Raw genomic sequence first — 21529 nt, forward strand, 5'->3', positions numbered from 1 at the left:
GAACGTCAGTACACAGGTGGGGGAGCATCGCATGGGGGGCATCGTGTAGGGTGCTCCGCATGAATCCTGAGAAGCTTGTCTTCGCCCAGACCGTCGACGCGCTCTTCGTCCGAGCGCTGGAGAACCGGCTGACCCCCGCCTGCCGTGAGCACCTGAAGCGGGCCGGGCTGGACCTCGACCGCAAGCTGGAGCGCACCTACTCGCTGGAGCAGTGGCGGGAGTTCCTGCGCATCGCCGCCGGCCACGTCTATGGCGGCGTCCCCGCGGAGGCCGCGTACTACTCCCTGGGCGAGCGCTTCATGGACGCCTACTTCGGCACCTTCTTTGGCCGCGCCCTGCTGGGCGTGGGCCGGCTGGCCGGTCCCCGGAGGATGCTGCTGCGCGCGGACGTGGGCTTTCGCGCCGGCAACAACTTCAGTGAAGTCAAAATCGTGGAGCGCAGCGCGACTTCGCTGGAGCTGTGGATGAACGACGTGCTGGCGGATCAGCCGACGTTCGCGGCGGGGTTGCTGGCGCGCGCGGTGGCGCTGTGCGGGGGCTGGCGGGTGGTGGCGCTGCCGGAGGAGTTCGACGGCACGGCGGCCACGTTCCACCTGCGCTGGAGCGAGGCCCCCGTGGAGACAGCGCTCAGCGCCACTGAGGATGGGTCCTCAGGCGACGCTCGACCTCAGGCGTGAGGGTGCCCCCATGCGGGGCCCGGGAGGACGAGCGCTCCCAGCGCTCCAGCCACCGGGTCCCCAGCGGGGCGGCCAGGGATTCGTAGCGGGTCGAGGCCACGGTGGTCTCCCCCTTGGTGCCGGTGGACACGCCGGCGCCCACGTAGAACCCCGCGAGCAGCAGCGTGACGCGGGTGGGTGTGGCCGCGCTGTAGGTCATCAGCAGGGCGCCCTCCCCGTCCTCCCGGCAGTGCCGGCGCACCCGGGCGAGGACGCCTTCGGTCCACATGTCCGGGTTGGACGCGGGTGAGAACGGGTCGAAGAAGACGAGGTCCGCGGGGGGCAGTTCCGCCTCCAGGAAGGGCACCGCGTCGCCCAGCTTGAGCTCCCAGCGGATGCCGGGCTCGCTCCAGGCGCCGTGCTTCATGAGGGCTTCACAGGCTTCGCGGAACGGCTGGAGGAACGGGAAGCCCTCCGCGTCCGCGAGCGCCAGGCGCAGCGGGGCCAGGTCCACCTCGAAGCTGACGACGTGCAGGTCGCGGGCTCGCTGGGGGCCCAGGTCGCGGGCGCGGGTGAGCGCGGCGACGGCGTTGGTGGCGGCGCCCAGGCCCACGTCGTGGATGACGAGCGGCGGGCCGGGCTGGCGCAGGCGGTCCGCGAGGCCGGGCTGATCCACGTAGAGGCGCAGGGCCTCCTGCCACGGACCGACCGCGGGGTGCATGACCTCGCCATGGCCCAGGTGGCGCACGGCGCGGTGGCCGTTGCGCAGGGTGACGAGCTCGAAGTCGCCGTCGCGCGGATGGGAGGGCTCGGACATGGGGCTCCTGGCCTGGAGGGGATGTGTGGGAAAGGATGGGTGCCTAGCATGAGGACTCCAGGGCAGGAACATCGCGGCGCGCTTCACGGAGAGGACGTGCGGCACGGGGAGGCGCCCTTCGCGGGAGGCCGGGTGCGGCTGTCGCTCCGGGTGGACGCCGGGACGCGGCTCATCCAGGACGCCGCGTGGGAGGCCTCCGAGTCCGTGAGCGCGGGTCATCCGCTGGCGGCGTGCCTGGAGTCGCTGTGTCAGAACGCGGTGGGCATCGGGGTGGACGTGTTCCTGCGCTTCGACGACTTCCACCTGCGGGCGGGCTGTCCGGAGGAACTGGAGGCGACGGAGGAAGCGGGGCTGGCGGTGAGGGTGTTCCGCTTCGCGTTCAGCCAGTTCCATCCCCGGACCACCGGGCCGGCGTACCTGTCGAGCGGGCTGGTGCTGGCGAAGCTGCCCCGGGGCGTGTGTCCGGAGTGGGAGGAGCCGGGGTTCTACTTCGCGCACTACTACCGCGAGGAGCTGTGGCCGGAGGCGGTGGAGGAGGCGCGAAGGGGCGGCGTGCTGGGGCCGCGCGCGGCGTGTGCGTACATCGACGCGTTGCTGGCGAAGGCGGACGACACGGTGGAGCTGGACTGGCCCGTGGAGCAGGGCTCGGCGACCTGGGAGTGGCTGACGCGCGTCTGCCTGCCGGCGGTGACGGGGAGCGAGGCGCGGACGCGGCAGTTGCTGGAGGGAGGTTACGGGGGCGCGAGCGGCACGGGGAGCTTCCCCTTCGGCCACCTGGACGGAGGACCGTGGCGTCCACCGGAAGGGCTGATGGAGCCCGAGGACGTGGGGCACGCGGAGTTCATCCTCGGGGACCTGGAGCACCTGTTGCCGGAGCTGCCGAAGGAAGGGGTGCTGCTGGCCGCGCCCCGCTGGATGGCGGTGGGCCAGACCCAGGACTCCCCCGCGCTGCGCCGGGCCGACATCTCGAGCGAGGAGGCCGGAGGCTTCGGCCTGTTCAACGCGGCCGCGCATGACGTGGGCGAGGACGATGATTGAGATGCGGCTCCTGGGTGGACTGGTCGCCCTGCTCTGCCTGTCGTGCGCATCTGCGCCGACGCGGTATGCGCAGACGAACTCCGCGACCAATGGATGCCTTCGAAATCCCACCTGCTACACGCAGCCAGGGGACGAAGCGTTCCTCCCATGGGTGGACAAGGCCGCCAGGGCGGCAGCGACCGCCGGCGCAGCAATGAAGGTGCTGGAGGCGGCGGACGTAGCACGCATCGAGCACCTGCTTGTGGAGTGCTCCAAGGAAGCGAACCGTATCGTCAATGAACGCGAGTACGGCGAAGGGAAGATCCCGGACGACAAGGAGTGCATGCGAGTGGTCGGCTACAACAAGAACGGGGACCCCATCCGACGGCAGGCCGAACTCGGGACGATGAAGCACGAGGTTGCCTTCGCATGTGTACGGAGAGAAGTCCTCCGGCTCTTCCCCGAAAATGTCTCGATTGAGCCTCGCTACAGTGGCGACGCAAAGTCTGGTGGCCCTGCCTTGACGAACCAATGGACGGGCTCGAAGAAGCCCGACGTCGTCCTTCATGCTACGAACCAGCCGCTCCAGATCCAATGCATCTTCGACCTCAAATTCCCGTGCACAGGGAACAGTAAGGCCGAACCGTTCACCAGCGGCGATACTCGAAGACAGATGTCTCGCTATGAGGATCTGGGAGGAAAGTGCAAGCCCGCCATCATCACGCCCCAGCTTGGAGTTGTGCGTGAATAGGTATCCATTCCTTCAACACTTTGCCTCTGTACTTCCCAGGGTCCAATTGGTCGTGCGCATCGTCTTCTACTTGCCGCATGACCACAGAACGCTGGCACCGGTCCTACGACGAACCCTCGACACCTATCTCGCGTTCATTTCTGCCGGTGGCGGAGCACTGACCTCGGGAGAGGATCCCGACATCAGTGAGGCCGCATTTCCGCTCACGCCTGAGTTCTGGGAGGAAGCCCGACGCCATATCGAGAAATCCCGATTCGAGCATCTGGATGAGATGGAGCAGGACTCCTTCTGGTTCCGGACCTTGACCAAGCGGGGCTTCGACACATGGGTTCATCTCATTGGCGGAGAGTCGGACCCCACTGGCTATGAATTCAGCTTCCGCTCCCGGCTGCCCTGGCGCGAACCCTCGGGTGAGTACAGCGTCCTGAGCGTGAAGGTCCCCATGCAGTTCCTGGAGGACCAGGGGCCCGAGAAGGCCTTTGAGCTGGCTCAGGCGCTGGCGGAGCCGCTTCCCTTCTCCACGGGCCACGCCGGACTGTCGCTGTCATTCACCCGCGGCAGGTCCCGCCTCCTTCCCCTCCTCAAGGACCATCTGGTCCGGCATCCCGGTTGGGATGTTCCTCGCGCGAGCACATGGGGCATGGAAGAAGGGATCGACGGCATCCACTGGATGACCTTCCTGGGGGCGCCCCTCCTCGACACCCTGGGAGGGCCCAATGCGATCCGCGCCCGGTTGCAGCATCCGGAGACCACCGTCCAGGAGCTCACCGGGTGCCGCGCCGTGATCCGCCTGGGGCCCGCTCCGCTGGCGGGCGACACGAAGCTGGGTGAAACGCTGCCGGCGTACCGCGAGCTGGCCCGGTTCCTGGAACCGTGGCTCATGCCCTCCGCTCCCTTCGTCCCCTTCGAGGGCTACACACCGGAGGAGATGCGCCATTGGTGGCGCCGCTTCCTGGAGCCGCCCCCAGCGGCCATCTCCGATCCACGCGATGGATGACCACGCCGGATTTTTTCACGCATTGCCCCAGCACCCGGCGCACTGATAATTCGCCACCCGGAGTGTTTACGTCGAGCAGCGGGCCGACGGTCACGTTCGCGCCAGCCCTCGCGGATCGGGGTTTCATCAATGCGGTCACAACGCGCTGTCTGGAGCGGGCTCCTGCTGTTCGTCACGAGCCTGGGCCTTCTGTCCTGCGGCGGGAACGAGCGCCCGGCACCGGAGGGCGCCCGCTCGGTGCACTCCCGCCTCGCGACTCCGCCGGACTTCTATGCCACCGCTTCCATGGCGACGGCCCGCGGACAACACGCGGCCGTCCTGCTCCCGGACGGGCGGCTGCTGATCATCAACGGCGTCAACAGCGCCGGGTTCGTGACCACGGCGGAGCTGTTCGACCCGGCCACCGGCGCCTGGACCTCCGCGGGCACGACCGGTATCCAGGGCAACGTCACGAAGGCCGTGCGGCTGTCCACCGGCAAGGTGCTGGTGCTGACCGACGGCTCCACCGCGGGACGTCTCTACGACCCCGCGACGGGCGCCTGGACCGCCACGGGCAACATGTCGACCCCGCGCGGCCTCTTCACGCTCACGCTGCTGACCACCGGCCAGGTGCTGGTGGCGGGGGGGACCGGCCCTGGCGGCGTCCGGCTCACGTCGGCGGAGCTGTATGACCCGGCCACCAACGCCTTCGTCCCCACCGGCGCCATGACCCTGGGCCGCAACGCGCACACCGCCACGCGGCTGCGCGACGGGCGGGTGCTCGCGGTGAGCGGCTTCAGCGGGAGCGGTGAGGTGCCCGGCGCGGACCTCTACAACCCCGCGACCGGCACCTGGACCGCCGTCGCGCCCCCGCTCGTCCCCCGGCACTACGCCTCCAGCACCCTGCTCCCCGACGGCCGCGTGCTCTTCACGGGCGGCTTCACGGCAACCAACGCGACGAACCAGTCGGAGCTCTACGACCCGGTGGCCAACACCTGGACCGCGACGGGCAGCCTCGCGTTCGCGCGCGCCAGTCACGCGGCCACGCTGCTGCCCAATGGCCGCGTCCTCGTCACCGGCGGCGCCGAGTTCCGCGCCTCGCCGCCGCTCGAGTCGGAAATCTATGACCCCGCCACCGGCACCTGGACGGCCGCGGGCACGATGAACGTCGCCCGGGAGAACCACACCGCGACGCTGCTGCCGAGTGGCAAGGTGTTCATCGCGGGCGGCTTCAACTCGGCCCCGGTCACGACCTTCTCCGCGACGACGGAGGTCTACGACCCCGCCCTGAGCCGGTGGTCCCCCGCGGGCGCCATGGGCACGCCCCGGACCGACGCGGCGGTGGCGCTGCTGCCCTCCGGCCAGGTGCTCGTCGCGGGCGGCCGCGGCCAGTTCACCTCGTCCGCCGAGGCGGAGCTGTACGACCGCGCGAGCAATTCCTGGAGCGCCCTGCCCGCGCTCGCCACCCCGCGCGAGCGCTCCACCGCCACCGTGCTGACCTCGGGGCAGGTGCTCATCGTGGGCGGCCGCAACACCAGCACCTCCACGGCCTCCGTGGAGCGCTTCGATCCGGCGACCAACACCTGGCTGCCCACCGCGGCGCTGCTGGGCACGCGGCACCTGCACACCGCCACGCTCCTGCCGGATGGCCGGGTGCTCGTCGCCGGTGGCCAGAGCAACACCACGGTGCTCGCCACCGCGGAGCTGTACGCGCCTGACACGAACACGTGGACCTCGGCCGGCTCGCTCACCACGGCGCGCGCCGGACATCGCGCCGTGCTGCTGCAGAACGGCTGGGTGCTCGTCGTCGGCGGACACGGCGGCGGCGGCCTGGAGCTGGCCTCGGCGGAGCTCTTCGACCCCGCCACCAACACCTGGGCCCCGGCGGCGAGCCTCGCGGGCGCCCGCGACGAGCTGACGCTGACGCTGCTGCCGTCGGGTCAGGTGCTCGCGGCGGGCGGCATCGCGGCCTTCGTGGAGCTCACGACCGCGGAGCTGTACACGCCCGCCACGAACACCTGGGCTCCCGCGGCGGCGCTCGCGCAGCCGCGCTGGCTGCACTCCGCGACGCTGATGCCTGGCGGCAAGGTGCTGGTCGCGGGCGGCATCACCACGAATGGGGACTACGCCAACACGGCGGAGGTCTACGACCCGACGATCGGCCGCTGGCTCAACGTCGCGGACCCCACCACCGCGGGCGGCCTGTCCGCCGTCGCCCTGCCCTCCGGAGAGGTCCTGCTGTCCGGTGGCCTCGCCACCCCCAACGCCGAGCTGTTCGACGACACGAGCGCCCTCCCCGCGTGGCGGCCCACCGTGACGAACCCGGCCACGCTCGTCGCCGGCTGCCCCACCGTCCTGGAGGGCCTGCTGTTCCGCGGCATCTCGGGTGGAAGCACCGGCAGCTACCTGGACTCCCCCACCGACTTCCCGCTGGTGCGGCTGCGGGGCGCCGAGGGCGGCCGCCTCTGGACGCTCCCCAGCAGCAACACGTCGGAGACCCGCGCGACGGTGACCGTCCCCGCCGGAACCCAGCTGGGCACCTACGGGCTGTCCGTCTTCGCCAACGCCATCCCCGGTGGACGCATGGTGACCCTCGTCGCCAACCGCCCCCCGACGGCGGCGGATCAGACGGTCACCGTGCCGAAGGACATCGCGGTGGAGCTCGCCCTGACCGGCACGGATCCGGACCCCGGCCAGGTGCTGACCTATACGGTCGTCACCCAGCCGCAGCACGGCACGCTCGGCACCAGCGCGCAGGGGATCCTCCAGTACACGCCCGCGCCCGGCTACGTGGGCACCGACAGCTTTACCTACCGCGTGCGGGACTGCGCCGACGACAGCAACGTCGCCACGCTGACCCTCAACGTGGTGGACGCCGTTCCGACGCTCACCTGCCCCGCGAACGTCACCGCGGAGGCGACCGGCGCGGACGGCGCCATCGTGAACTACGACCCCGCGGTGCTGGAGCCGGCGGGGCTGCCGGTGACCTACTCGCAGGCGTCGGGCTCGCGCTTCCCGCTGGGCACCACGACGGTCACCGCGACCTCCACGGGCCTCACCTGCACGTTCACGGTGACGGTGCAGGACACCACGGCGCCCGCGCTGACCTGCCCCGCCAACGTCCTGGTGGGTCCGAATGAGCCGGTGACGTTCGAGCCCACGGCCACGGACGCGGTGACGTCCCCGCCGACGGTGACGTCGTCGCCCGCGTCGGGCAGCACCTTCGCGCCGGGCGCCACGCAGGTCACCGTCACCGCGACGGACGCCGCGGGCAACACCGCGCAGTGCACGTTCCAGGTCCGGGTCCAGGCGGAGGTCGTGGAGATCGCCGGCGGTGGCTGCGACAGCAGCGGCGGCACCACGTCCGCGCTGGCGCTCCTCGCCGCGCTGGCGGCCTGGAGTCATTCGCGCCGCCGTCGGAAGCCGGCCCGGGGGAGCTGGGCGCTGGCCGCGCTGCTGGCCACCGTCGCCTCCCCCGCCGCCTTCGGACAGACCCCCACCAGCCCGTTGCGCCCGCTGGACCTGGAGCGCCTGCGCTTCCAGCCGGCGGCGACGGACTCGATGCTGGTGGACACCGGCCGCGTGCTCCCCGAGGGCGGCTACCGCCTGCTCCTCATGGTCAACTACGAGCGCGGCATCCTCCTGCTTCAGGGCAGCGACGGACTGGAGCGCTCCATCCTCCACTACCGCACCGCGGGCTGGCTGGCTGGCGCGTGGTCGCCGGTGGACCGGTTGGAGTTCTCCGCGAAGCTGCCCGTCATCATCGCGCAGGGCGGCCATGGCGCGGAGCAGCTGGTGGGCGTGAGCGAGCCGGACTCGTTCGGCCTGGGCACGCCGGAGCTGGGCGTGCGCTACGAGCTGCTGCGGCGCGAGGAAGGCGCGCCGGTGTTCCTGGGCCTGGGCCTGGACATCGGGCTGCCGGGCGGCTCGGCGGACGCGTTCGGCCGTCAGGCGGGCTGGGCGGGGTTCCAGTTCGCGCCGCGCGTGTCGGTGAGCCGCGAGCTGGGTCCCGTGGTGCTGGGCGCCAACGCGGGCGTGCGGATCCGCTCGAAGGAAGTGGAGCCGGGCCGCGACGTGGGCACCGAGCTGGAGCAGGGCGTGGTGGTGGCCACGCGCGGCAAGGGGCTGCGCGGTGAAATCGCGCTGCAGGCCGCCGAGTCGCTCGTGGAGTCCGACCTGGCGCTGGAGCTGCTGGGCGGCGTGCGGCTGCCGGTGGGCGCGGGCTTCGAGGCGTTCGCGCTCGCGGGGCACGGCTTCACGGACATCCCGGGCACGCCGTCGTTCCGCCTGGGTGCGGGCATCGCGTACGCGAACGAGCCCGAGCCCGTGGACCGCTGCCGCACCGGCCGCAGCCACACGCCGGAGCAGTGCCCCAACGAGGACGACGACGGCGACGGCGTGGCCAACAAGGACGACCGCTGCCCGCTGGAGGCCGGCTCCGTGGAGAACAACGGCTGCCCGGACAAGGACTCGGACGGCGACGGCGTGGTGGACCGCGAGGACCAGTGCCCGAACGAAGCCGGTACGGCGCGCGACCGCGGCTGCCCGGCGCCGGACGCGGACAAGGACGGCGTGCGGGATGACGAGGACGCCTGCCCGAACGAGGCGGGCCCCGCGTCCGAGCGCGGCTGCCCCGTGAAGGACACGGACAAGGACGGCGTGCCGGACAAGGACGACGCCTGCCCGAACGAGGCCGGCCCCGCGTCCGAGCGTGGCTGCCCCGCGAAGCAGCAGAAGCCCGAGGAGCCCCAGCCCCAGCCGCCTCCCGAGAAGCAGCCCGAGGAGACGACGTCGCCGCTGGGCCACATCGTCCAGTTCCCGGTGAACCAGTCCGAGTTCCAGGAGAACGAGCAGCAGCAGTTGGACGCCATCGCGGACTACCTGAAGGCGAACCCGAAGGTGAACATCCGGATCGAGGGCCACACGGACAACAGCGGTCCGGAGGAAGCCAACCGCACGTTGAGCCAGCAGCGCGCGAACCGCGTGCGTGCGTACCTCATCCAGAAGGGCATCGCGGGCTCGCGCATGGAGGCGAAGGGCTTCGGCCCCGACCGTCCGCGCGTGTCCAACGAGACGCCGGAAGGCCGCAGCGCGAACCGCCGCGTGGAGTTCGTGCCCGTGACGGAGCGCTGACCTCCGGAAGCCTCAACGTGACGCCGCTTCGTGGTCATCCACGGAGCGGCGCACGGGCCCCATCACCGTGCGCTGCTTCGTGTTCACCCACGAGGCGGCGCACGGTCGTTTCAGGCCTCTTCGGGTTGCAGCTGCACCAGCGCCGGCAGCTCCGCCGCGCGGTCCCGCAGCCGGACCTTGGGACGGATGGCCACCGGGACGCCGGACGCCGCGAGCAGGTCCAGGTCGAACACGTTGTCGCCGAAGGCGGCGTACAGCGGCCGGTCCGTGCGCTGCCTCAGGCAGGTCACCTTGCCGGGGCCATAGGGCACGGGCTCGAAGACGGACGTCCGCAACCGTCCACCCTCTTCCCTCGGCGTGCACGCCAGCACGAACTCGGGCGTGAGCCCCACCTCGCGCACCGCGGCTTCCACCACCGCGCGCGGCGACGCGCTGACCACGTAGCAGTCCACGCCCTGCCCTCGGGCCCACTCCAGCACGCGGCGGGCTTCGGGATGGATGCGGCGGGCCACGCCCTTGCGCGTCACCACCTCCTGGGCGAAGCCACGCACCTCCTCCGCGTGCCAGCCCGCGAAGATCCACGCCATCATCTCGTAGGTGTCCTTCTCCGGCAGCCGCCCGGCCTCGAACGCCTTGAAGAGCGCGTGCGCCAGCGTCACCGCGTCCGGCTGCGCGTCCACGCCGTGGCGGGCGCCCAGTTGCTCCAGCGCCGCGCGGGCCTCGGGCCGCACGCCGCCGTGCTCCAGCAGGGCCATGAACAGGTCATCGCCCACGTCCCCGCTCCACAGTGTGCCGTCCCCGTCGAAGGCCAGCACTCCGTCCGGCGTCCGCTCCACCTCGCGACGGATGCGCTCCAGCGTCTCCTCGACCCGCTCGATCCTCATGGCCGGCATCCTGGCTGGCCGGACCGTCCAGTGTCACCCGCGTCCGGGTGGCCGGCGCACGGGCTGTTCACCATCGCGACGTGAAGACGTGACTACACTCCCAGGCATGGCACGGACCGAGAAAGAGAAGATGCTCGCGGGGGAGCTGTACAGCGCCACCGATCCGCAGCTGATGGCCGAGCGGGCCCGCGCCCGCAAGCTCCTGCGCCAGTACAACGACTCCACCCAGGACGAGCTGCCGCAGCGGGCGAGCCTGCTCACCGAGCTGCTGGGCAAGGTGGGCGCCGGGACGTGGATCGAGCCGCCCTTCTACTGCGACTACGGCGAGCACATCCGCCTGGGCGAGCGCGTCTTCATGAACTTCCAGTGCGTCATCCTGGACTGCAACACGGTGACGATTGGCGACGACGTGTCCTTCGGTCCGGGCGTGCAGGTGTACGCGGCCACGCATCCCCTGGATCCGGATGAGCGCATCAAGGGCCCGGAGCTGGGCCGCGCCATCACCATCGGCTCGAAGGTGTGGATTGGCGGCGGCTCCATCATCTGCCCGGGCGTCACCATTGGAGAGGGCACCACCATCGGCGCGGGCAGCGTGGTGACCCGGGACATTCCCCCGTACGTCTTCGCCGCCGGCAATCCCTGCCGCGTCATCCGGAACCTCCGGTAGCGCGGCTCAGCCCAGGCGCGTCGCTGATGCGCACTTCGCCAGGGCCTCGCGGAGCGCATCGGCCGGCGCGTCCGGCAGTTCGACCGAGCGCCACGCCACGTAGCCATCCGGGCGGATCAGCGACGCGCCTCCGGCCTTCAGCCCGAACGCGCTCTGGAACGCCCCGGCCTCCACCGGCCGCACGTCCCCTCCGATGCGCACGCACTCCAGCGCGATGCCAGACGCCCTGGCGACCTGGGCCGCGGCGGGCATCCATCGCTCGTCCTCGGTGAAGAGCACCCAGCCCCGCTGGAGCAGGTCGAGCGTCGACGCCCGTTCACCGCCCTTCTCCACCCAGAGATGCGGCGCGCGCGTGCCGGGCTGGCCGGTCCACTGGTCGGGCCGGGCCGCGGGCGGCAGCGTCGCGTCCGCGCCCAGCACCGCGTCCGAGCGGTAGAGCTGACCGAACTCCATGGCCGCGTCATCGAGGATGGGCGCATCGCTGCCCGGCGCCGCCATGGGCTTGAAGTCGTCACGCGCGAAGATCTGCTGGTGCCTCAGCCACGCGATGGGCCGCCGCTCAGCGTCATACGTGTCGAGCAGCCGGGGTGACGCCACGCCGGAGTGCACCGCTGCCAGCTTCCACGCCAGGTTGTGCGCATCGTCAATGCCGGTGTTCGCCCCATAACCGCCACGGTTGGGCGGCAGCGTGTGCGCGGAGTCTCCGGCAAGGAACACCCGGCCCGAGGCGAAGCGGTCCGCGATCAACGCGCTGATCTCCCAGCGGCCCGTGGTGACTACCTCGACCGGCACGTCGTCCCGGCCAATCGCCCGGGCAATGACGGCCCGCAGCTCGGCGTCCGTGAGCTCGCGGTCGTCCCGGTGGATCAGCAGCCAGCGGCCGTCGCCGTACGTGGTGAGGAACGCCTCGAAGCCCGGCTGCGCGATGTTGAACTGGGAGACTCCGGCCTTCAAATACTCCTCCAACGGCGCCCGGAAGATGACGCTGCGAGCGGTCCGCATGTGGCCCCGCCCGCTCCGGCCAATGCCGAGCGCCTCGCGGACCGGGCTGCGATGCCCGTCCGCCGCGATCAGGTAATCGGCCCGCAGCATCTCCTCCTGACCGTCACGCCCGCGGATCCAGGCGACGACGCCGTCGGCGCCCTGCTCGAACCGGACCAGCTCCGTCCCCAGCCGCAGGTCCGCGCCCAGCGCGAGCGCCTGCTCCCGGAGGATGGGCTCCAGGCGATCCTGCGCGATCGCGGCGCCCCGGCACAGGGAGAACTCCACGTCAGGCACGTTGCGGTCCTCCGGCGTCCAGGAGGACTCCTCGAACCACTGTCCGCTCAGGCTCTCCGCCCGGACCCGCCGCAGACGGATTCCAGGAGGGGCCTGCGGGATGCGCGCGCCCAGGCCCACGGCGCGGAACAGCTCCAGGCTCCGGGGCGTGAAGCCAATGGCCCGGGGATGGGGATGGCTCCCCAGGTGCCGCTCGACCACCACCGTCGGAACGCCGCGCCACGCCAGGAACATCGCCGCGGACAACCCCACCAGGCTGCCGCCCACCACGAGCACCGCCGTCGACTTCGTCTCCATCATGTCCTCCGATTCGACGTATCCATCGATACAGTGTATCGGAGGATACGGGTTGTCAACGTGATCGGGAATGGGCAAGACGGAGGGCGATGCCCCCTGGACGCAAACCGAGTGCGAAGAAGGCCCCCGTCGTATGGGAGCGCCCCGAGCCCGCCCGCCGGCCTCCACCCGTGCCGCTGAGCCGGGAGGCCATCGTGCAGGCCGCCGTGGGCCTCGCCGACAAGGAGGGGCTCGACGCCGTGTCGCTGCGCAACGTGGCGGCCGCGCTGGAGGCCGGCCCGATGCGGCTCTACGGCTACGTGGCCACGAAGGAGGAGCTGCTCGAGCTGATGGTGGACGAGGTCTACGGCGAGATGGCCGTGGACGGCCGGCTCCGGGGGGACTGGCGCAAGGCCCTGCGCGCCGTCGCCCACCGCATGCGGCGGGCCTCGCGCAAGCACCCGTGGTTCACGGGGCTGCTGGGCGGCCGTCCGCACCTGGGCCCCCACGCGCTCGCGCACATCGAGGCGTCACTGGCCGCGCTGGGGGACACGCCGGGTTTCGAGGACATCGACACCGTCATGCACGCGCTCCGGACGGTCAACGCCTACGTCATCGGCGCCATCCAGAGCGAGGCCAGCGAGCTGCGCTCCGAGGTCCAGAGCGGCAAGACCCAGGAGGAGTGGCAGCACGCCACGGGGCCCTACCTCCAGCGGATGCTCGACACCGGCGAGTTCCCGATGCTCGCGAGGGTCATGAAGGACGCGACGCACCCGCCCCTGGACGTGCTGTTCGATCAGGGACTGGAGTGCGTGCTGGACGGGATCGCGGCGCGGCTCAGCCCACGGCCTGGTGGGTCTCGGTGATGCCCTGGTACTTGTAGGCGCCGCCGTCGTACGGGGTGATGGCGTCGTCGGCCTTCTTGGTGCAGGCCGCGGCGGTGGGGTCGAAGGCCTGGAACTGGCCCTTGTCGTCCTTGAACTCCACCCACGCGTGAAGGCCCTGGTCCGTGTTGCCGAAGGCGACGCGTGCCTCCACGCCGGCCTGCTCGAAGCGCTGCTCGGCCTCGATGGCCATGTCCACGCAGACGCCGGACTTGGACGCGTCGAAGTTGCCGGCGTTCTTCATGGCCGCATCCCACGTCTTGCCGCCCGAGTAGTCATACTTCCAGGACGTGGCCTCCTTCGCGATGTCCTGGGCCACCTGATCCGCGCTCTTGCCGGAGGACGGGCCCTTCGCGGCCTGCGGCTTGGACGGCTCGAAGCTGTCGCGGTTGCGGTTCTGCTGGAAGCTCTGTGCGTGGGTGGGGGGCTTCGGGGCCTGGCCCTTCGCGCCCTCACCCTTCAGCAGGGACTCCCGGGTCAGGCCCAGGTCCGTCAGCAGCTTCGCGAACTCCTGGGGCTGCTTCGCGGAGTCCACCGTCTTCACCGGCTTGCCATCCGGGGTGACGACCTTCACCACGACGTTCCGAGGCGCCTGCGCGGCTTCGGAAGGACGCATCGCGCAAGGGTTCGAGGAAGGACGCGGCAGGGAGGAGATCGCCATGGACAGGCCTCTAGGAAACAGCGGGGATGCCTGTCCCATGAGCACGGCGTGTGCCAGCGCTCGTGCAACTGGGGGTGAGCGCCAAACCCCTGTGTTTCCAGGTCCCGTGGGCCCGTCCTCGTCAGCGAAGCCCCGCGCCGCTGATGACTGTCGTTGGAGGGGTGATGGCCGGCGTCATCACCCTGCTGGCTCAGCGGCGCCGTCAGGCTCCGGGATCTCCGGCTCCTCCGGGCCCTCCACGGTGCGCTCCAGCGTGCGCGCGAGCGCGGCACGGGCCTCCGCGGCCTCCTCGAAGGGCTCATCGCTTCCGGCCCGAGGCGGAACAGGCACCGTCGCGTCCAGTTCCTCCGGATGCAGGCGGAACCACTTCGCGACGAGCATCAGCTCCTGGGCCTCCTGCGCGCGCAGGCCCATCGCCTCCGGCTCCGGCATGGCGAAGATGTCCCGCACCCGCGCCTCCAGCGCCGCCTGCTCCTCCGGCGTCCGGGGCGTGGGGACCTCCGCGCGGATCCGTCCCCGCCGGATCACATAGGTCCGGTCCTCACCGCCGTGGCCGCGCGCCGTGTAGACCAGCGACAGCCGCCGCAGCGTGCGCCCCAGCTCGACGATCCACGCCTGCACGTTCTCCAGCCGCTCCGCGCGGTCGCGCAGCTCCGCCGCGTACTCGAACTGGAGCCGCCGCGCCGCCATCGCCATGCGCTCGCGCAGGATGACCAGCGGCCGGTCGGACTCGCCGTTGAGGAACGCCCGCGCCAGCGCGACCTGCGCCAGGTACTCCGCCGTCGTGCAGCCGCCCGCGCATGGAGACAGGCACCGCGCGGTCTGTCCGCGCATGCACCGAGGGTCGTCCTTCATGGGGAAGAGCTGGATCTGATCCGCCAGCCGCATGGGCGTCTCGGACGGGCAGTCGCGCAGCTCCAGCAGGTCGTTCACCGCGCGCACCACGTCCGCCATGGTGTGCCGGCCGTGGAAGGGCCCGAAGTACTCCGCGCTCCCGCCGCCGCTGGGCTGGCCCACCACGCGCAGCCGCGGCACGGCCTCGCGCGTGAGCTGGAGGAAGCAGTGCGCGCGGTCGCGCTTGTGCTCCACGTTGTAGAGGGGCCGGTGGCTCTTGATCAGCCGGAACTCGTGGAGGAGCGCCGCGAACTCGCTGGCCGTGTACTCCCACTCCACCTGGTGCGCCTGGGAGACGATCTCCCACGCCTTCTCGCCCTCGTCCGCGCGGAAGTAGGACATGAGCCGCGTGCGCACCCGCACGGACTTGCCCACGTAGAGCAGCTCGCCGGCGGGACCGAAGAACCGGTACACGCCGGGCCGGTTCTCCGCGCTCGCGCGGACGTGACTCAGAAGGGTGGCGGCGCGCGGGTCCATGCGGCGAAGGCGCCGGGCCTGTGCGCCCGGGCACCGCAGGCTAACCCGCTCCGTCCCGCCGCACCGCCGTTCGCGCCGGGCCTTTTCCAACCCGGCCGGAGGGCGGCCAGCGGAACGCGCGCCCGGACTTCAGCCCACGTCCTTCAACGTCATCGCGGTGGCGGCGGCCTCGTCCTTCAGGTCCTTGGGCGTGGCGATGGCCGACTTCAGCTCGCGGTACGTCTGCGCGTAGCCGTTGCGCGAGATGCCCTCGCGGATGCGCTCCATGAGCTTCTGGTAGTGCCGCACGTTGTGCACCGACAGGAAGCGCGAGCCCAGGTGGTGCTTGCCGCGCATCAGGTGCTGCAGGTAGCCGCGCGAGTACTTCTTGCACACGTAGCAGTCGCACTCGGGGTCGAGCGGGCCGTCCTCCAGCCGGTACGCGGTGCGGGTGATGCGCACCAGCCCCTGGAACGTGTACGCGTAGCCCTGCTGCGCCATCTTCGTGGGGATGATGCAGTCGAACATGTCCACGCCGCGCAGCACCGCCTCCAGCAGGTCCGTGGGGGTGCCCACGCCCATGAGGTAGCGAGGCTTGTCCTGCGGCAGGGACGCGGTGGCGCGCTCGGTCATCGTGTCGCGCTCCACCTTCGTCTCCCCCACCGCCAGCCCGCCGATGGCGAAACCGTCGAAGGGCAGCTTCGTGAGGAACGCGGCGCTCTCGTCGCGCAGGGCCGGGTGCACGCCGCCCTGGACGATGCCGAACAGCGCCTGGCCCGTGGCGCGCTTCTCCTTCGCGGCCAGGCTGCGCACGGCCCAGCGGTGGGTGCGCTCCATGGCCTCGCGGGTGCCGGCCTCGTCCGTGCGCGAGTCGATGCACACGTCCAGCACCATCATGATCTCCGAGTTGATCGCCTGCTGCATGGCGATGCTCGACTCGGGGCTCAGGAGCTGGCGGCTGTTGTCGTAGAAGCTGCGGAAGTGCGCGCCCTTCTCCGTGATGAGCCGGTCCTCCGGCAGGGAGAAGATTTGAAACCCGCCCGAGTCCGTCAGCACCGCGCCGTCCCACCCCATGAACGGGTGGATGCCGCCGAAGCGCTCAAACACCTCCGGGCCGGGCCGGAGCATCAGGTGGTAGGTGTTGGCGAGGAGGACCTTCGCCCCCGTCTCCTTCACCTCCTCCATGCCCAGGTGGCGGAAGCCGGCGTGGGTGGCCACCGGCATGAACATCGGCGTGGGGAAGGACCCCTTGCGGGTGTGCAGGATGCCCGTGCGGGCGCCAGTGGGGTCGGTATTCAGGAGTTCGAAGCGGACGGCCATTGTCGGGCCTTATACCCAGCCCGCCCGTCCGGCCGCACCCGCTTCCTGGGGGACGCCCGCCTGGTCTCCAGGAGGCCGCTCCGCCTCGGGGACGCCGGTTTCCCTACCCCACCCCCGGGGACGGGGCCGGAAGCCGGCATTTCCGGGGCGTGTCGACGGTTACATTGGGTCCTCCAGTCACCGATTCACCGCGCGTCTTGGGTCGCCGCGCCATTTCCGTTACAAGCCGCCGCCATGTTCAACGTCATCAACGTCTCCAAGGCCTACGGGCCCAAGAAACTTTTCGAGGAGGTCAACGTCGCCTTCTCGCCGGGCCGTCGCTACGGCCTGACCGGTCCGAACGGGGCCGGCAAGTCCACGTTCATGAAGATCCTCGCGGGTGACGAGGAGCAGGACATGGGCGAGATCATCCGCCCCCGCAAGCTGGGCATCCTGCGCCAGGACCACTTCCGCTACGAGAACGACCGCGTCATCGACGTGGTGCTGATGGGCAACCGCCACCTGTGGGCGGCCATGGATGAGAAGAACAAACTCCTGGCCAAGGCGGACATCACCGAGGAGGACGGCAACCGGCTGGGTGAGCTGGAAGGCGTCATCGCGGAAGAGGACGGCTATTCGGCGGAGAGCGACGCGGCCACGCTGCTGGCGGGTCTGGGCATCGAGGAGTCCTTCCACGAAGAGCCCATGCGCCAGCTCACCGGCGGCCTGAAGCTGCGTGTGTTGCTCGCGCAGGCGCTGTTCGGCAAGCCGGAAGGACTGCTGCTGGACGAGCCCACGAACAACCTGGACATCGATTCCATCCGCTGGCTGGAGAACTTCCTCCATGCGTATGAGGGCGTGCTGATCACCATCAGCCACGACCGGCACTTCCTGAACTCCATCTGCACGCACATCGCGGACATCGATTACGAGACCATCATCCAGTACACGGGTGGTTACGACGACATGGTCCGGCAGAAGTCGCAGCTGCGGACCCGGGTCGAGTCCGAGACGGCGGAGAAGAAGAAGAAGATCGCCCAGCTGCAGGACTTCGTGGCGCGCTTCCACGCGGGTACGCGTGCGTCGCAGGTGCAGAGCCGCATCAAGCAGATCGACAAGCTGAAGACGGAGGACCTGAAGCGCTCGAACATCGCGCGGCCGTTCATCCGGTTCGACCAGAAGGTGATCAGCGGCCGGCAGACGCTGATGTTCGAGGGCCTGAAGAAGTCCTTCGACGGGCAGCAGGTCATCAAGCCGTTCAAGGCGCTGGTCTGCAAGGGCGAGCGCATCTGCGTCATCGGCCGCAACGCCGTGGGCAAGTCCACGCTGGTGAAGATGCTGGCGGGACAGCTGGAGCCGGACGCGGGGACCATCACCTGGGGTCACCAGGCGACGGTGGGCTACCTGCCGCAGGACCACCACGGCGTCATCCACAAGGGCACGACGTGCTTCGGCTACCTCCGGGAGATCAGCGAGAAGCTGACGAACGAAGAGATCTCCGGCGTGCTGGGCCGGATGCTCTTCTCCGGTGAGGAGCGGATGAAGCCCACGGACACGCTCTCCGGTGGTGAGACGGTGCGCGTGCTGTTGTCCAAGCTGATGATCATGCAGGACAACGTGCTGATCCTGGACGAGCCGACGAACCACCTGGACCTGGAGTCCATCGCGGCGCTGGCGGAAGGCCTGTCCAAGTTCGACGGCACGGTCATCTGCGTGACGCACGACCAGGAGCTCATCTCCGAGGTCGCGACCCGCATCTGGAGCCTCGAGGCGGGCAAGGAAGTCCTCGACTTCAACGGCCCCTACTCCGAGTTCATGGAGAAGCACGCGGACGCGGCGCAGAAGCGCCGGTAGTCACCGAGTCACAGCTGTAGGCAGTGCCAAACGCCGCCCGTTTCCGGTCCGTCCGGAAGCGAGGCGGTGTTTGTTTCTTCAAGGGCCTGATGGAGGCATCAAGGCGGGCTATTTGCCTCGCTCATTTACCGGCGAAGTGCGCTGCGCTCACACTGCCGGGTCTCGGCGTCGAGGGGGACACCTTTCTTGTGCTGATAGATATAGAACCCGGCAGCGCTGCTTCGTCCCAGCACGCGGACGGTGCGTGTGTCTCCGCTGGTCTTGTCCGGAGTGAAAATCTCTTCAGCAGTCTTGCCAGCCTCCACCAGTTCGAGAAGTTCCAACAACGCTTCTCGCTTTGTATCAGCATTGACGACGTAAGGACCATTCCAACGACCGTCGGAGAAGTGCTGGAGTTTGAACGACGTCCAAGCAGAGCGATAGGAGTGGTTCGTGGTGCATCCACACAACTGGGCGCATTGGACGCCATTTCCATGAATCCACGTCCGGATCGCTTGGATAAATGTTTCGAAGCTGGAGTATCTCTTCACCTCAAACGCAACAGAGGGCATGACTCAATGCTCCTTCAGTTCGTCAACCGATCTTGTCTTGTGCTCTGGGGTCAACGCACCTTCGATTGAAGCACGCCAGTCAGCGCCTCCATGAACGAGGGGGCGCCGTACCAAAAAGCAAAGTGCTCGCAACCACAATAGACTCGATGCTTATGAGGTCACCGAAGTAGGCGGAGGGGATGTAACCTGAAGCTTTGGCCCCTCTCGCCCAGTCGCACTGGCCGCAAAAGCACAGATCGACTTACAAAGACGCTCCAAAGACTGAGAACGCCTTCCTTTATCCCAAGCATGACTCAGGCAATACGCCAAAAACAAGGTATGCTTGTCAACGCTCGGCATGTAGATCGAATACTCCTTTCGAATACTATCTTTGATCAACTGCCATTCACTCAGGCCGATTTCGCTCTCAATCTCACCTTGAATCTCGGTTTTCCACATCACGTGATCTACGGCCCAGAATGTACTCTGAGGAAATGGCTCCACTCCCTGAGACGAGCAAATCTTCAAGAGTTCTCTATTGTCTTTCTCATGCCTCGACCTATTAAGAAGCCCCTGCTCATGGCCGTCCGAGTCAAAGACAACAAAAGTCGGAATCTTCAGCCCCTTAGCAACAATTGCGGGTTCAGCAAGCCGGCTTTTCCCTCCACAGGGAACAAAATGACAGCCAAGCCTGATGAAATCATCATAGAGCCCCATAAGCTCAAGATAGGTCGTTATACATGCCACATCTTCAATCCCCTCGACAAAAACAACAACTTCAGAAAAGAACATCTCATTTATCGAGGGCTGGAGAATCTGTTCAAGCCTCACAAGCGCACTGTTGCTATGAGAGACGGATCTTGAAGTGTATGCACTCAGGGTCGTCCTCAGATGCTCAAGCGTAAGGGAACTTACATAGGCATGCTTTTGAGCGGCATCCCTTCGAACAACTCTGACATCTTCAAATCCTCGTGCCGAAACAAAATGCGGACTGTGGGTGCAGGTAATTATCTGATACGAAGAGCCTGCCAAGGTCTGAAGCACCTTGGCAAGATGCTTTGCTTGCGACGGATGCTGATAGAGTTCTGGCTCCTCACATCCAAGTATCAATGTTGTCTTGGATGTGTCTTTCGCGCTAGCAAGTTCCTGCAGAAGCGCAATCAGAAATGCTCGCTGAAGGCCATGGCCGAATCGCGCCATGTTTCCTGAAAATCGGCTCTCTCCCGCGATTATTCTCGCAACGGGATCTTGTATGCTGACGTAGTTCTCTGGCGTATTGAGCCATTCAACCTTAAGGTTTGCATCGGATTGAACTAGGCGCCGAATTCGAACATCCAGTGCGGACGACAGGTCTTGGAGTAGTGCTTGCTTCTTGGAGAGAAGTTCACGGTATTTACTCTCGGCTTCCCGTCTCAACTCGTTCAATTGGGCGTCAAATGTCGCGCCGACTTGCAAGGCACGCTCCAGTAGAGCGCTAAGCGCTGATCGTTTCGATTCAGTTTGCTCCAATGTCGCGTCTTTTACTGCCGGAAGATAAATCCAATGGACATGGCGCTGGAGTCGGTTGGCGCCCTTGGTGACACCATAGAACTGATCTTGGCTTGGGACTGGCTCACAAAGCTCCGGATGCGACGTCTCATAGTTGGAGAGTTCGTCATGCATCTCCTGCTTGACCTTTACGGGCTTTAACTGAGGTATTTCCAGCCTCAACTTCTCGTAAACCTCTCGAAGGACCGGTACCTTTTCCCCTTCATTGTATTTTGCAAAAAATTGCTTAAACCTCTTCATTACCCTGCGCTGCCCGAACTGAAGTACTTCGGCCTGCTTTAGGTCAGGGTCCCATTTGGCCACAGCGGAAATAATCAACTCACCCTGCCTGTAGTAGTCTCGGAAGTCCTCCTGCGCCGCATCGGAAAGGTCTTTAAAGGTGAGGGTTATTCTTATTGGAGTATTCGTATCTCTATTGTGAAAGTCCTCCTCATCCAGATGGGTAATGTTGGTGCTTGCTCCGCTCTGGTCGCGAAAGAAGATATTAAGTGCAGTCAGGATCGTAGATTTTCCGACCCCATTTGTTCCAACTATGCACGTGTAGTCGTTTAGACTGATGGTTTCATCGCGGTAGGAGCGGAAGTTCTCAATTCGGATTGACTTGATTTTCATTCTTACTTGATTCTTTCAAACACGAACTTGTCTTTTATGCACTTGGCAAGAAAGGCGCCTTTAGAGGTCGCCTGCATAAGACTCGTGTGAAGCGGCAGGGGAACCTTTGAATACGAGTAAATACTGAAATCATTGAACTCCACTTCCAGGGTCGACGTGGCTGAGTCATGCCCTATAGATCGGATATTGCTCGATTTGACAGGAACTCTGTGCATAGGTCGTACATCGTCCCGTGCGCTTGTTGGCGACTGCAATCCTGAAACTTCGTTCAGCGGCGGGTCGACATTGCCCGATATGGTGGTGTGGTAAGTTGCAAGTAGTTCGGCCTATCAGGCA

Annotated in this window: 17 protein-coding genes; 8 read left to right on the forward strand and 9 right to left on the reverse strand. The window is 67.7% G+C overall.

Features of this window, described 5'->3' with window-relative positions; translation table 11 throughout:
• Positions 1-59: 59 nt before the first annotated feature.
• Positions 60-677 carry a DUF2378 family protein gene (locus JYK02_RS11845; RefSeq protein WP_207051030.1) on the forward strand — a complete coding sequence of 206 codons (618 nt, stop codon included), beginning with the start codon at positions 60-62 and terminating at the stop codon, positions 675-677.
• Here the strand turns inward: JYK02_RS11845 and JYK02_RS11850 are convergent.
• Positions 628-1473 carry a tRNA (5-methylaminomethyl-2-thiouridine)(34)-methyltransferase MnmD gene (locus JYK02_RS11850; protein ID WP_207051031.1) on the reverse strand — a complete coding sequence of 282 codons (846 nt, stop codon included), beginning with the start codon at positions 1471-1473 and terminating at the stop codon, positions 628-630. The two genes, JYK02_RS11845 and JYK02_RS11850, sit on opposite strands and share 50 nt — an antisense overlap.
• A gap of 48 nt (positions 1474-1521) precedes the next feature.
• On the opposite strand from JYK02_RS11850, the gene JYK02_RS11855 reads away from it, so the two are divergent.
• The 4 genes from JYK02_RS11855 (at position 1522) to JYK02_RS11870 (ending at position 9350) form a co-directional block, all read left to right on the forward strand.
• Positions 1522-2511, forward strand: a complete 990-nt coding sequence (locus JYK02_RS11855) for a hypothetical protein (RefSeq protein ID WP_207051032.1) — start codon at positions 1522-1524, stop codon at positions 2509-2511.
• A gap of 151 nt (positions 2512-2662) precedes the next feature.
• On the forward strand, positions 2663-3241 hold the full coding sequence (locus tag JYK02_RS11860; protein ID WP_207051033.1) for a hypothetical protein: 579 nt from the start codon (positions 2663-2665) through the stop codon (positions 3239-3241).
• Between the two features lie 52 nt (positions 3242-3293).
• Positions 3294-4238 carry a type VI immunity family protein gene (locus JYK02_RS11865; protein ID WP_207051034.1) on the forward strand — a complete coding sequence of 315 codons (945 nt, stop codon included), beginning with the start codon at positions 3294-3296 and terminating at the stop codon, positions 4236-4238.
• A gap of 129 nt (positions 4239-4367) precedes the next feature.
• The gene (locus JYK02_RS11870) at positions 4368-9350 is read left to right on the forward strand and encodes a kelch repeat-containing protein (RefSeq protein ID WP_207051035.1); all 4983 of its coding nucleotides are present in this window, start codon (positions 4368-4370) and stop codon (positions 9348-9350) included.
• A 110-nt stretch (positions 9351-9460) separates the two neighbouring features.
• Here the strand turns inward: JYK02_RS11870 and JYK02_RS11875 are convergent, their stop codons facing one another.
• Positions 9461-10234, reverse strand: a complete 774-nt coding sequence (locus JYK02_RS11875) for an HAD family hydrolase (RefSeq protein ID WP_207051036.1) — start codon at positions 10232-10234, stop codon at positions 9461-9463.
• Positions 10235-10340: 106 nt separating this feature from the next.
• Here JYK02_RS11875 and JYK02_RS11880 point away from each other — a divergent pair, with 106 nt between their 5' ends.
• Entirely contained in the window at positions 10341-10901 is a 561-nt protein-coding gene (locus JYK02_RS11880) for a sugar O-acetyltransferase (RefSeq protein ID WP_207051037.1), read from the forward strand.
• Positions 10902-10907: 6 nt separating this feature from the next.
• On the opposite strand, the gene JYK02_RS11885 is transcribed toward JYK02_RS11880, so the two are convergent.
• Entirely contained in the window at positions 10908-12479 is a 1572-nt protein-coding gene (locus tag JYK02_RS11885; RefSeq protein WP_242588662.1) for an FAD-dependent monooxygenase, read from the reverse strand.
• 86 nt (positions 12480-12565) lie between these two features.
• On the opposite strand from JYK02_RS11885, the gene JYK02_RS11890 reads away from it, so the two are divergent.
• Complete coding sequence (locus JYK02_RS11890; RefSeq protein ID WP_207051038.1) at positions 12566-13321, forward strand: TetR/AcrR family transcriptional regulator; 756 nt, start codon at positions 12566-12568, stop codon at positions 13319-13321.
• Here the strand turns inward: JYK02_RS11890 and JYK02_RS11895 are convergent.
• From JYK02_RS11895 to tgt, 3 genes are all read right to left on the reverse strand, one after another.
• Positions 13293-14000, reverse strand: coding sequence for a transglutaminase domain-containing protein (locus JYK02_RS11895; protein ID WP_207051039.1), 708 nt, complete (start codon positions 13998-14000; stop codon positions 13293-13295). The genes JYK02_RS11890 and JYK02_RS11895 overlap by 29 nt on opposite strands.
• 177 nt (positions 14001-14177) lie before the next feature.
• A complete protein-coding gene (locus JYK02_RS11900) occupies positions 14178-15371 on the reverse strand; it encodes a nuclease (protein ID WP_207051040.1) in 1194 nt (397 codons plus the stop codon).
• A gap of 129 nt (positions 15372-15500) precedes the next feature.
• Entirely contained in the window at positions 15501-16670 is a 1170-nt protein-coding gene (tgt, locus tag JYK02_RS11905) for a tRNA guanosine(34) transglycosylase Tgt (RefSeq protein ID WP_207051041.1), read from the reverse strand.
• A 234-nt stretch (positions 16671-16904) separates the two neighbouring features.
• On the opposite strand from tgt, the gene JYK02_RS11910 reads away from it, so the two are divergent.
• Positions 16905-18503, forward strand: a complete 1599-nt coding sequence (locus JYK02_RS11910; RefSeq protein WP_207051042.1) for an ABC-F family ATP-binding cassette domain-containing protein — start codon at positions 16905-16907, stop codon at positions 18501-18503.
• 125 nt (positions 18504-18628) lie between these two features.
• Here the strand turns inward: JYK02_RS11910 and JYK02_RS11915 are convergent, their stop codons facing one another.
• From JYK02_RS11915 to JYK02_RS40900, 3 genes are all read right to left on the reverse strand, one after another.
• Positions 18629-19054 (reverse strand): hypothetical protein, encoded by a 426-nt coding sequence (locus tag JYK02_RS11915; RefSeq protein WP_207051043.1) that lies wholly within the window; start codon positions 19052-19054, stop codon positions 18629-18631.
• A gap of 150 nt (positions 19055-19204) precedes the next feature.
• Complete coding sequence (locus JYK02_RS11920) at positions 19205-21193, reverse strand: ATP-dependent nuclease (RefSeq protein WP_207051044.1); 1989 nt, start codon at positions 21191-21193, stop codon at positions 19205-19207.
• Between the two features lie 2 nt (positions 21194-21195).
• On the reverse strand, positions 21196-21408 hold the full coding sequence (locus JYK02_RS40900; protein WP_207051045.1) for a KTSC domain-containing protein: 213 nt from the start codon (positions 21406-21408) through the stop codon (positions 21196-21198).
• Between the last annotated feature and the right edge of the window lie 121 nt (positions 21409-21529).

This window comes from Corallococcus macrosporus, from assembly GCF_017302985.1.
GTDB lineage: Bacteria > Myxococcota > Myxococcia > Myxococcales > Myxococcaceae > Corallococcus > Corallococcus macrosporus_A.

Coding starts and splice junctions, on each gene's coding strand:
- JYK02_RS11910 (WP_207051042.1), top strand. CDS start 16,905: ATGTTCAACGTCATCAACGTCTCCAAGGCCTACGGGCCCAAGAAACTT.
- JYK02_RS11900 (WP_207051040.1), bottom strand. CDS start 15,371: ATGGACCCGCGCGCCGCCACCCTTCTGAGTCACGTCCGCGCGAGCGCG.
- JYK02_RS11875 (WP_207051036.1), bottom strand. CDS start 10,234: ATGAGGATCGAGCGGGTCGAGGAGACGCTGGAGCGCATCCGTCGCGAG.
- JYK02_RS11845 (WP_207051030.1), top strand. CDS start 60: ATGAATCCTGAGAAGCTTGTCTTCGCCCAGACCGTCGACGCGCTCTTC.
- JYK02_RS11895 (WP_207051039.1), bottom strand. CDS start 14,000: ATGGCGATCTCCTCCCTGCCGCGTCCTTCCTCGAACCCTTGCGCGATG.
- JYK02_RS11920 (WP_207051044.1), bottom strand. CDS start 21,193: ATGAAAATCAAGTCAATCCGAATTGAGAACTTCCGCTCCTACCGCGAT.
- JYK02_RS11855 (WP_207051032.1), top strand. CDS start 1,522: ATGAGGACTCCAGGGCAGGAACATCGCGGCGCGCTTCACGGAGAGGAC.
- JYK02_RS11890 (WP_207051038.1), top strand. CDS start 12,566: ATGCCCCCTGGACGCAAACCGAGTGCGAAGAAGGCCCCCGTCGTATGG.
- JYK02_RS11880 (WP_207051037.1), top strand. CDS start 10,341: ATGGCACGGACCGAGAAAGAGAAGATGCTCGCGGGGGAGCTGTACAGC.
- tgt (WP_207051041.1), bottom strand. CDS start 16,670: ATGGCCGTCCGCTTCGAACTCCTGAATACCGACCCCACTGGCGCCCGC.
- JYK02_RS11915 (WP_207051043.1), bottom strand. CDS start 19,054: ATGCCCTCTGTTGCGTTTGAGGTGAAGAGATACTCCAGCTTCGAAACA.
- JYK02_RS40900 (WP_207051045.1), bottom strand. CDS start 21,408: ATGCACAGAGTTCCTGTCAAATCGAGCAATATCCGATCTATAGGGCAT.
- JYK02_RS11870 (WP_207051035.1), top strand. CDS start 4,368: ATGCGGTCACAACGCGCTGTCTGGAGCGGGCTCCTGCTGTTCGTCACG.
- JYK02_RS11885 (WP_242588662.1), bottom strand. CDS start 12,479: ATGATGGAGACGAAGTCGACGGCGGTGCTCGTGGTGGGCGGCAGCCTG.
- JYK02_RS11850 (WP_207051031.1), bottom strand. CDS start 1,473: ATGTCCGAGCCCTCCCATCCGCGCGACGGCGACTTCGAGCTCGTCACC.